Source organism: Micromonospora craterilacus (assembly GCF_003236315.1).
GTDB lineage: Bacteria > Actinomycetota > Actinomycetes > Mycobacteriales > Micromonosporaceae > Micromonospora > Micromonospora craterilacus.
This window is the reverse complement of sequence record NZ_POTY01000252.1, coordinates 1-9738: the sequence shown is the minus strand read 5'-3', so window position 1 is coordinate 9738 and position 9738 is coordinate 1. Positions and strand designations below refer to the sequence as shown.

General features: G+C 72.1%; 7 protein-coding genes and 1 pseudogene. 3 read left to right on the top strand and 5 right to left on the bottom strand.

The genetic code is table 11. The annotated features are described in order from the left end of the window. From C1I95_RS28230 to C1I95_RS28215, 4 genes and pseudogenes are all read right to left on the bottom strand, one after another. Positions 1-909, bottom strand: a pseudogene (locus C1I95_RS28230) (hypothetical protein); the annotation flags it as partial. A 78-nt stretch (positions 910-987) separates the two neighbouring features. Then, positions 988-1317 carry a cupin domain-containing protein gene (locus tag C1I95_RS28225; protein ID WP_111218326.1) on the bottom strand — a complete coding sequence of 110 codons (330 nt, stop codon included), beginning with the start codon at positions 1315-1317 and terminating at the stop codon, positions 988-990. Then, a complete protein-coding gene (locus C1I95_RS28220; RefSeq protein ID WP_111218325.1) occupies positions 1314-2264 on the bottom strand; it encodes an LLM class F420-dependent oxidoreductase in 951 nt (316 codons plus the stop codon). The genes C1I95_RS28225 and C1I95_RS28220 overlap by 4 nt, the downstream gene beginning before the upstream one ends. Before the next feature lie 2 nt (positions 2265-2266). Further along, complete coding sequence (locus C1I95_RS28215) at positions 2267-3052, bottom strand: ABC transporter ATP-binding protein (RefSeq protein WP_111218323.1); 786 nt, start codon at positions 3050-3052, stop codon at positions 2267-2269. 266 nt (positions 3053-3318) lie between these two features. On the opposite strand from C1I95_RS28215, the gene C1I95_RS28210 reads away from it, so the two are divergent. Then, on the top strand, positions 3319-4347 hold the full coding sequence (locus tag C1I95_RS28210; RefSeq protein ID WP_111218321.1) for an ABC transporter substrate-binding protein: 1029 nt from the start codon (positions 3319-3321) through the stop codon (positions 4345-4347). A 100-nt stretch (positions 4348-4447) separates the two neighbouring features. Then, positions 4448-5308 carry an ABC transporter permease gene (locus C1I95_RS28205; RefSeq protein ID WP_111218319.1) on the top strand — a complete coding sequence of 287 codons (861 nt, stop codon included), beginning with the start codon at positions 4448-4450 and terminating at the stop codon, positions 5306-5308. Positions 5309-5317: 9 nt separating this feature from the next. On the opposite strand, the gene C1I95_RS28200 is transcribed toward C1I95_RS28205, so the two are convergent. After that, on the bottom strand, positions 5318-6499 hold the full coding sequence (locus tag C1I95_RS28200; RefSeq protein WP_111218317.1) for an ABC transporter substrate-binding protein: 1182 nt from the start codon (positions 6497-6499) through the stop codon (positions 5318-5320). 464 nt (positions 6500-6963) lie between these two features. Between C1I95_RS28200 and C1I95_RS28195 the strand changes: the two genes are divergently transcribed. After that, on the top strand, positions 6964-9738 hold a 2775-nt coding region (locus C1I95_RS28195; protein ID WP_111218315.1), incomplete at its 3' end, for a sensor histidine kinase.

Sequence of the window (9738 nt, the reverse complement as noted above, 5' to 3'; positions counted from 1 at the left end):
CGGGGGGAGCGGCTGGAGGATGGCGGTCGGCTCGATGGCCGTGTCGGCGGTGGGCCGCCTCCCGGGTGGCCAGGGCAGCAACGCGGCGGTGGCGGAGCCGAGCGCGCCGACGGCGACGGCGATCAGGGCGCCGTAGTAGGGCGAGAGCTGGTAGCGGTCGCCCGTGTCGCCGGGGCCGGCGGTCAGGTAGGCGAACGCCACCAGCACCGGCCCGGCGACGCCGCTCGGGCCGCTGACCAGCGGCGGGTGCCCGCGTCGCCGGGCCAGCGCTCCGGTGGCCACGCCGGCCAGCAGGGTCACCATCGGCAGCACCAGCAGGCCCAGTCGCTGCGCCGCGTCGGCGGAGAGCCACGCCGGCTCCAGCACACCGAGGCGTACCGGGTTCAGCGGCCCGTCCGCCCCCAGCGACGGTACGACCGACAGCAGCGCCACCAGCCACACCACCGCCGCCACGGCGGCCATGTTCCAGGCGAACGGTGGCCGGAACAGCACGGCCAGCGCGGCGCCGGCGCCGACCACCGCGCCGAGGACGGCGCAGATGGCCACGGCCCAGACCGGGTCGATCGAGATGAGTTCGGCGCTGCGGGCCGGTTGCATGCACAACGGTGCCACGACGGTGGCGCCCAGGGCGGCGCCGCCCGCGACGGCCAGCTGCCGACCGGTGCCGGTGAGCTGCCCTTCGTGGCGGGCCATCCGCTCGGTCAGCACGGCACCGATCACGGCGGCGTTCGCCGCGAACCAGCCGGCCCAGACGAGCTGGGCCGGCCACTGGTTGACGGTGGCGCCGGTGAAGGCGCCGGTGAGCCGGACGACGCCGAAGCCGAAGGCGAGGCCGAGCTGACCGGCCCCGGCCAGCAGGCTGACGCCGAAGGCTGTGAGCAGTAGTCGGCTCAAGGTCCGATTGGCCATGAACGGCACGTTACGGTCCGTCGCCACCAATCGCCACCGGCACGCCGTGTGACGCCGGAGTACCTGCTCGCGGCGGGTCTACTTGAGCTCGACTAGCCGGGCCAGGTATGTCGTGTCGCCGACGTTGGTGAGCATGTGCACGGCCCCCGGATCGCGGTAGACCACCCCGCCGGTCGGCTCGTCGGCATCGATCCGGGTGCCGTCGATGGTCTGTACGACGTTCTTCGCGCCCTGGATGGCCACCACCAGATAGGGGTGGTCGTGCCGGTGCAGCGGCTGCTGCTCGCCCGGCTCCAGTCGGATGTGCCAGACCCGGACCCGGTCGTTCTCGAAGACGATCTCCTGGCCCACCGGGCCGAGGACGAGTTCCTGCCCGGACGAGTGGGAATCGAGCGGCGTTTCGGTCATCGGGGTCCGTCCAGTCGGGGAAGCACCTCGGCGGCGATCAGCTCCAGGTGGTCCAGGTCGGCGAGGTCGATCAGGCGCAGGTGTACCCGCTCAGTGCCGATCGCCGCGAACTCGCCGATCCGGTCGATCAACTGCTCCGGCGACCCGACCACCGGGTCCTCGGGCGGCAGGGCGCTCTTGACGTGCAGCGGCGCGGCCCGGCGCCGGGCCTCCGCATCGGTACGCCCGATCGCCACCACGATGCCGGCGGAAAGCACCAGCGGCCGGCGCCCGGTGCCGGTGCGGTCGACCCGGTCGGAGGCCTCTCGCACCCGCTCGTACGCCTCGGCGGTCTGCTCGACGCTGGTGAACGGCACGTTGAACTCGTCGGCGTGCCGGGCGGCCAGCTCCGGGGTGCGCTTGGGGCCGCGGCCGCCGACGATGACCGGCGGCCCGGGGGTCTGCACCGGCTTGGGCAGGGCGGGGCAGTCGGCGAGCTGGTAGTGGTCACCGGTGTAGCTGAAGGTCTTGCCCGACGGGGTGTCCCACAGTCCCGTGATCACTTCGAGTTGCTCGGCGAGTCGGTCGAAGCGCTCGCTGGTGCCGGGGAACGGGATGCCGTACGAGATGTGCTCGCGGGCGTACCAGCCGGCGCCGATGCCCAGCTCGACCCGGCCGCCGCTCATCTGGTCCACCTGGGCCACCATCACGGCCAGCGGCCCGGGCGGCCGGAAGGTCGCCGACGTGACCAGCGTGCCCAGCCGGATCCGGCTGGTCTCCCGGGCCAGCGCGGCCAGCGTCAGCCAGGCGTCGGTTGGGCCGGGCAGGGCCTCTTCGTCGCCCATGGCCTGGTAGTGGTCGGCGCGGAGGAAGCCCTCGAACCCGCCGTCCTCGGCGAGCCGGGCGAACCGGAGCTGGTCGTCGTAGCTGGCGCCCCGGTGCGGCTCCGTGAAGACGGCCACCCGCATGCTCATCGTCCCTCCGTGCCGACGGTCGCCGGCTGGTCGCGTTCCATCAGCAGTTCGTGCAGGTCGGCGCTGACCCGGGCGACGTCCGCCAGATGGGCGTTGCGGCCGAGGGTCCGGGGCCGGGGAATGGTCACGTCGACGACCTTGCGGACCCGGCCGGGGCGCGGGCTGAGCACGACCACCCGGTCGGCGAGCAGCACCGCCTCGTCGATGGAGTGGGTGACGAAGACGACGGTGGCGCCGTTGCGCATGTGCACTCGTTGCAGTTCCCCGGCGAGTTCCTCGCGGGTGAGCGCGTCGAGCGCGGAGAAGGGCTCGTCCATCAGCATCACCCGGGGGTCGCCGATCAGCGATCGGCACAGCGACACCCGCTGCTGCATGCCGCCGGACAGCTCGTGCGGCAGCCGCTTCTCGAAGCCGGCGAGCCCGGCGACGTCGAGCAGGTCCCGGGCCCGGTCCCGGTGGTCGGCGCGCTTCCAGCCGAAGATCTCCACCGGCAGCAGCACATTGTCCAGCACCGTGCGCCACGGGAGCAGGGCTGGTCGCTGGAACAGCATGGCGATGTCCGGGCGGGGCCCGGTGACCGGCGTGCCGCCAACGGTGATCTCCCCGGCGGTTACCGGGATCAGGCCGGCGATCAGCCGCAACAGGGTGGACTTGCCGCACCCGGAGCGGCCGAGCACCGCGATGAACTCGCCCTCGGTCACGTCGAGGTCGATGCCGCGCAGCGCTTCGACCCGGCCGGCGCGGCCGTCGAAGGTGCGCGACACCTCGGACAGTCGGATCATCTCCGGCGGCCTCCGCTGAGTGGGTAGTCAGGAATCCGCCAAAGGCTATCCGGCTCGGTCCCGTATCGCACCGTCCGGGGTGGACATCCATTTGTATCCGTTCCGCAACCCGGTACGCCTGGCGTCGCAAAGGTGGGGTTCTCGTACGCTGTGCCCGCGAAGAGTCCCCTCGATACGCGGTGTCGGCTTCCATCCCGGCTGCCGGTGCCGCCCGACAACTCCCTCCCGGCGGCCGATGCCCCGGTTGGAAAGGACAAGGTGCACTGATGAGAAGGCTGACCCGTACGGTCGCCGCGGCCACGCTGGCCACCGCCCTCGCCCTGGTCTCCGCCTGCAGTAGCGATTCGGGCAAGGCCGAGGAGAACAGCGGGGTGGGCGCGTCCCTGGAGCAGGTGACGTACCTCACGTCGTTCGGCAACTTCGGGCGTGACTCCTACGCCTGGGTGGCGAAGGAGAAGGGCTTCTTCAAGGATGCCGGCTTCGACGTCGAGATCAAGCCCGGGCAGGGCACCGGCGCGGTGATCCAGACGATCGTCGGCGGTCAGGCGCACTTCGGCCCGATCGACCTGACCGGTGGCCTGCTCCAGCTCGGCAACGGCGACGCCAAGGACTTCGTCGCGGTAGCCGCCATCCAGCAGCGCACCATGGCCGCCATCGCCACCGTCGAGGGCACCGGGATCAACACCCCGAAGGACCTGGAGGGCAAGAAGCTCGCCGACACCCCCGGCTCGGTGGTCCGCAACCTCTTCCCGACGTACGCGCGGATGGCCGGCATCGACTACACCAAGGTGACCTGGGTCAACGGTGAGGCGCAGACCCTGATGGGCACCCTCGCCTCCGGCTCGGTGGACGGCATCGGCCAGTTCGTCGTCGGCCAGCCGACCATCGAGGCGGTGACCAAGAAGAAGGCCGTCCTGCTGCCGTACAGCAACGTGATGCAGGACCTCTACGGCAACGTGCTGATCACCTCCAAGCAGTACGCCAGCGAGAAGCCGGAGTCGGTCAAGAAGTTCACCGAGGCGCTACTCAAGGGCCTGGAGTACGCCCTGGCGAACCCGCAGGAGGCGGCCGAGATCCTGGCGAAGAACGCCGAGGCGGTCAACCCCGCCGCGGCCGCCGCCGAGCTGCAGCTGATGGCCGGTTACGTCCGGTCCAGCAACTCCGGCACCGCCCTGGGCACGCTGGACAGCGGCCGGGTCGCCAAGAGCATCGCGATCCTGCGCGGTGCGGGCGCACTGAAGTCGGACCTCACCCCCGACCAGATCATCGACTTCAACCTCACGCCGCAGGCCTGAGGCCGAACAGTTCCGCAAGGGGGTACGCCGCACCGGATCGCCGGTGCGGCGTACCCCTGCTCTGCCCAGCCAGACCTCGCTCGAACCGCAGGAGGATCCGATGACCGACGTCCGCCCACGGCCGCCGGAGGCGACGCTCGCTCCCGAGCCATCCCCGGCAGCTCCGCGCGGCCCGCGGTGGCGGCCGGGTGACCTGCGGGGTGTCGCGGTCGCGGCGCTGCCGCCGGCCGCCGGTCTGTTGGTCGCCCTCGGTCTCTGGTGGCTGGTGGCCCGGCTGGAGCTGATCCACCCGGCCGCCCTGCCGCCGCCCGGTGACGTGCTGGACGCGTTCGCCGCGCGCCCGGCGCGGCTGCTGGAGCACACCGCCACCACCACCAGGGAGATCCTGTTCGGCTTCGCGCTCTCCGTCGTGGCGGGGGTGCTGATTGGCCTGGCGCTGGCCGCCTCGCGGACGGTCGAGCGGATGTTCACCCCGCTGCTGGTGGCCGTCAACGCGGTGCCGAAGATCACCCTCGGCCCGCTGCTGGTGGTGGCGCTCGGCTGGGGTCAGAAACCCATCCTGACCATGGTGTTCCTGCTCTGCTTCTTCCCGATCGTGCTGTCCACCGCGACCGGCCTGACCACCACGCCGGCCGAGTTGGCCGAGCTGGTCCGGTCCTACAACGCCTCCCGTTGGCAGGCGTTCCGCAAGGTCCGGTTCCCAGCCGCGCTGCCGCAGATCTTCGTCGGCCTCAAGGTCGCCATGCCGCTGGCCGCGATCGGCGCGGTGATCGGTGAGTTCCAGGCCGGCGAAGGTGGTCTCGGCTACGTCATCCAGCAGTACGCGGGCATCGGCGACACCGCCACCGCGTGGGCGGCGATCATCCTGGTCGCCCTGGTCAGCATCCTGCTCTACGCCGCGCTCGTGCTCGTCGAGCGCCGCAGCCTGCCCTGGCTGCGCGAGACCACCTCCAGCCGGTGAGGGACCGCCTCAGCTAGCCAGCCGCCACCGGCCGTTGCGGGCGACCAGGGTGGTCAGCGCCTGCGGCATCAGCCCGGAGTGGTTGTCCGGCGTCATCCGGATCGGCCCCGACAGGCCGTCCATCTGGGACGTCTCAAGCACGTCCCGGAGGCCGTCCCGGTCGACCTTCCCGGCCGGGCCTCCGGCGCGGAGTTCGGCGTCGACGATGAGCTGGAGGGCGTCTCCGGCAAAGGACGACGAGCCGTGGTAGCCGCCGAATCGGGCGGTGTAGTCCTGGAACCACTGGCGGCGCGCGGCCTTCGCGGGAGTGGTGGCGATCACATCGTCGATCACCATGGTCTGGGTGAAGACCATGGTCGCCCGATCCGCTGCCCGGCCCGCGGTGCCGAGGAAAAGGTCACCGGCGGCGGCGGCGTCCAGGAACAGGGATCCTCGGAAACCGGCCCGCTTGACCGCGGTGGCACCGAGCATCGCCTGCTCGGGTGCGGTCCAGAGGACCAGCGCCTCGGGCTTGGCCGCGGCCAGCGTCCCGGCCTGCCGGTCCACCTCGGTGTCCGTACCCCGGACCGACGTCTCGGCCAGCACCTCGATGCCGGCCTTGTCGAACTCGCCGCGCAGCGCCTGGACGCCCTCCCGCCCGTAGGCGTCGTCGCTGCGCAGGACGCCGACCGTGCGGATGTTGCGGCGGCGTAGCTCGACGGTGAGCGCTCCGGCGTTGTCGGCGGCGTTGGGCGCCAGCTTGAACACGTATCGGCGGTCCGCCACCGGGCTGGCCACGGCGCCGGCGGCGGCCAGCGCGACAGTGGGGATCTGCTTCTCATTGACGGTGCGGACCGCGCCGACCGCGCATTCGTTGCAGCCGCCCATGATGATGGCGCTGACCCGCGAATCGTTGCTGAAGTCAGCGATGTTGCGAAGCGACTCGCTGGCGTCGGAACGGTTGTCCTTCACCAGCAGTTCGACCGTCCGGCCGTTCAGGGCACCGGAGGCGTTCAACTGGTCGCGCTTCAGTTCCAGTGCCTGGCGGTACGCCTTACCGACGCCGGCCGCCGCGCCGGACAGTTCCAGGTCGGCGGCGATGACGATCGGTGTGTTGTCCTTTGCCTGCCCCCCGAACTGGCAGCCGGTGAGCATGGTGGCCAGCAGGGTCGACGCGAGCGCCGTGGCGGTCGCGGATCGGAAGGGGGTCAACTCTGTCCTCCTGGTGCGGCGCGGGCTGATGCGGCGCGGGCGGGAGCCGGTCACCGGTGGACGGCAACTATCCACAGTGGATATTGGGGGCGGGTCTGCCGTACCGTGTGCGCGAAGCCTGCAAAACCTTGCCAATGCCGGGCGCTGCGGTCAAGCGAGGCCACCGGAGGCGTTTCGGGACACGGATCCCACATGTTGGGGAAACCAGATGTTTTCAAACGCTTACTGTGGCGACACGAATGACCACTCTGGAGTCACATGCCCTGTTCAGGGCCACTGTGGAAATGAAGGTATTAGTTGACCGGATCACGGGATGCGCGCCGTCCGACCGTTTCGTTCCTCGCTGCGGCTTCCCAAACACGATCCCGTCTGATGAAATCGCGGCCGTGCCGCGCGTGGCGCCGGCCGTCGCTCCGCGCATGGGTCGACGGAGCAGGCGTGGAGAAGACGACGGAGGCGATGTCGTGAGCACCGGACCGACGACCCTGCCCGCCAGCGGTAACGCCGCGCCGAAGGGATCTCGCAGGCTACCCCGGCTGCGCGACGCCCGGATCCGGTCCAAGCTGGCGCTGATCCTGGTCGTGCCGGTCACCGCGGTCATCGCGCTGGCCACGGTCCGGCTGGTCGCGGTCGGTGAGGGCGCTTACGACGCGACCCAGGCTCGATCGCTCACCTCGCTCTCCATCGACATCTCCGCGCTGACGAACGACCTGCACGCCGAGCGGATGGCGGCGGCGGCCTACCTCGCCGCGCCCCAGCAGCAGGCCGACGCGTACAACCTGCGGGTCCGCCGGACCCAGGAGCGGATCGACGCGTACCGCGCGGAGCGGGCCCGGGTCGGGGAGGCTCCCGCCGCGGTCCGCGACCGCCTGGCGGCCATCGACGCGCACCTGGACACCCTGGACGGCACCCGGCAGGAGGTGCTCGACCGCCAGCAGATGGAGGTCGCCGAGGCGGCGCTGCGCTACGGCGTCGTGCTGGCCGACCTGGTCGCGTACGGCGACGGGCTGGCCCAGTTGCCCGGCGACGAGCGGCTCGCGGACAGCCGGCGCGCGGTCGCCGCCTTCGCTCGGGCCAAGGCGGCCGTTGCCGAGGAGGAGTCGATCGCGTTCACGGCGCTGAGCGCCGGCCGGCTCGACAGCGAGCAGTTCTCCGCCTTCGTCTCCACCCTGACCGGTCAGCAGGAGGCACTGCTGGCCTTCTCACTGGCCGCCGACCCGGACCAGCGCGCCCTGGTCGACAGCACCGTTTCCGGCGACGCGGTGGTGCTGGCCGACCGGATCGCCACCGACATCAGTCGCTCGGTGGGGCAGCGCTCGCCGGTCACCGCCCAGGACGCCACCGCGGCGATCGGCGCGGTGCACGAGTTGATGCGGTGGGCCGAGATCGAGTTGCAGGACCGCCTCTTCGCCCAGGCCGAGCAGGCCCGTGCGGACGTGATCCGGCAGGCCGTCATCGAGACGACGCTGGTGCTGCTCACCCTGCTCATCGCGGTGACCCTGGCCGTGGTGCTGGCCCGTTCGCTCAACCACTCGCTGCGCCGACTGCGCGAGGGCGCGCTCTCGGTGGCCAACCACGACCTGCCCGAGGCGGTGCGCCGGCTCCAGGGGATGGGCAACGTCAGCGACGGCGGCGTCGACGAGATCGTCCGCGAGGTGCGGGATCCGATCCAGCTCAACAACCGCGACGAGGTGGGCCAGGTGGCCCTGGCCTTCAACGTCGTACACCGGGAGGCGGTCCGCGTCGCGGCCGAGCAGGCGGCCCTGCGGACCAGCGTCTCGGCGATGTTCCTCAACCTGGCTCGGCGCAGTCAGACCCTGGTCGACCGCATGATCGGTGAACTCGACGCGATCGAGCGCGGCGAGGAGGACCCGAAGCGGCTCGCCCAGCTGTTCGAACTCGACCACCTCGCCACCCGGATGCGCCGCAACGACGAGAACCTGCTCGTGCTGGCCGGGGCGGACTCGGCGGTGCCGCGCCGCGAGGACGCGCTGCTGGTGGACGTGCTGCGGGCCGCGCAGTCCGAGGTCGAGCTCTACAACCGGATCGAGTTCGGCACGGTCGACACCGACGTCTCGGTGGCCGCGCACGCGGTCAACGACGTCGTCCGGCTGGTGGCCGAGCTGCTCGACAACGCCACCCGCTTCTCGCCGCCGAACACCACGGTGGTCGCGGACGGCCGGCGGATCCGGGACTACGTGCTCATCCAGATCGAGGACCGGGGTCTCGGCCTGACCGACGAGCAGTTGGACTCGCTCAACCGGCGGCTCGCCGCGCCGTCCAGCGTCGACGTGGCGGCGTTCCGGCTGATGGGTCTGGCGGTGGTCAGCCGGCTCGCGGCCCGTTACGGCATCCGGGTCGAGCTGCGCCGCAACGTCGAGGGTGGCACCGTCGCGCAGGTCACGCTGCCCAACGCCACGGTGGTGCTGCCGAGCCTGCGCGGGCGCGATCAGGCGATCACCCGCCCGCGCCAGCCGCTCGCGGTCGAACAGACCCCGATGGCCCCGGCCGGCCGCAGCGAACCGGTCGGTGCGGGGCTCGCCACCACCGCCACGCTGAGCGACCGGTGGCGCAACAACACGCCGTCCTCGGTGCCCTGGCCGGCCGCGGAACCGGCGCCGGAACCCGCGCCGCCGGCCCACACGCCGCCGCCCGCCTTCGCCGGCGGGTTCAACGCCGGTACGCCCACCGTTTCCCAGCCGACCCTCGACCCGCTGCCGTACCACGGCGCGAACGCCGGTGGCCACGCCGCACCGGCCGCGCCGGTGCTGCCGGCGGGTCCGGTCGCCGGCGCGGCGGTGGCCGCCCCGGGCGGATTCGCCGCGAGCGCCACCCGGAACTCCGGCGGTGGCAGCTTCGACGGCGCCGCCTTCGGGGGGTTGGGCGCCAGCCTGGCCGCCACCACCCCGATGGCGACCGGGCCGATCACCGCTCCGCCCGAGCCGTCGGCCGAGGCGCCGATCTTCCGGGAGATGGAGGCGGTCTGGTTCCGGTCGCACGGCAACGACGCGACCGCCATCTTCAGCCGGCCGCAGTTCGACGAGCCGCCGCCGCAGCCGGCCGCCGGCCCGTCGGTGCCCGCCGTCGAACCGACGCGAGGGCGCAGCCCGCTGCCCACCCGTACGCCGGGTGCCGCGGCCGGCGGGTCGCCCGCGCAGCCGCCGCCACCGTCGTACCGATCGTCGTCCGCCGCGACGACCAGTCCACCGCCCGCTGCGGCACCGTCGGTGCCACCCGCC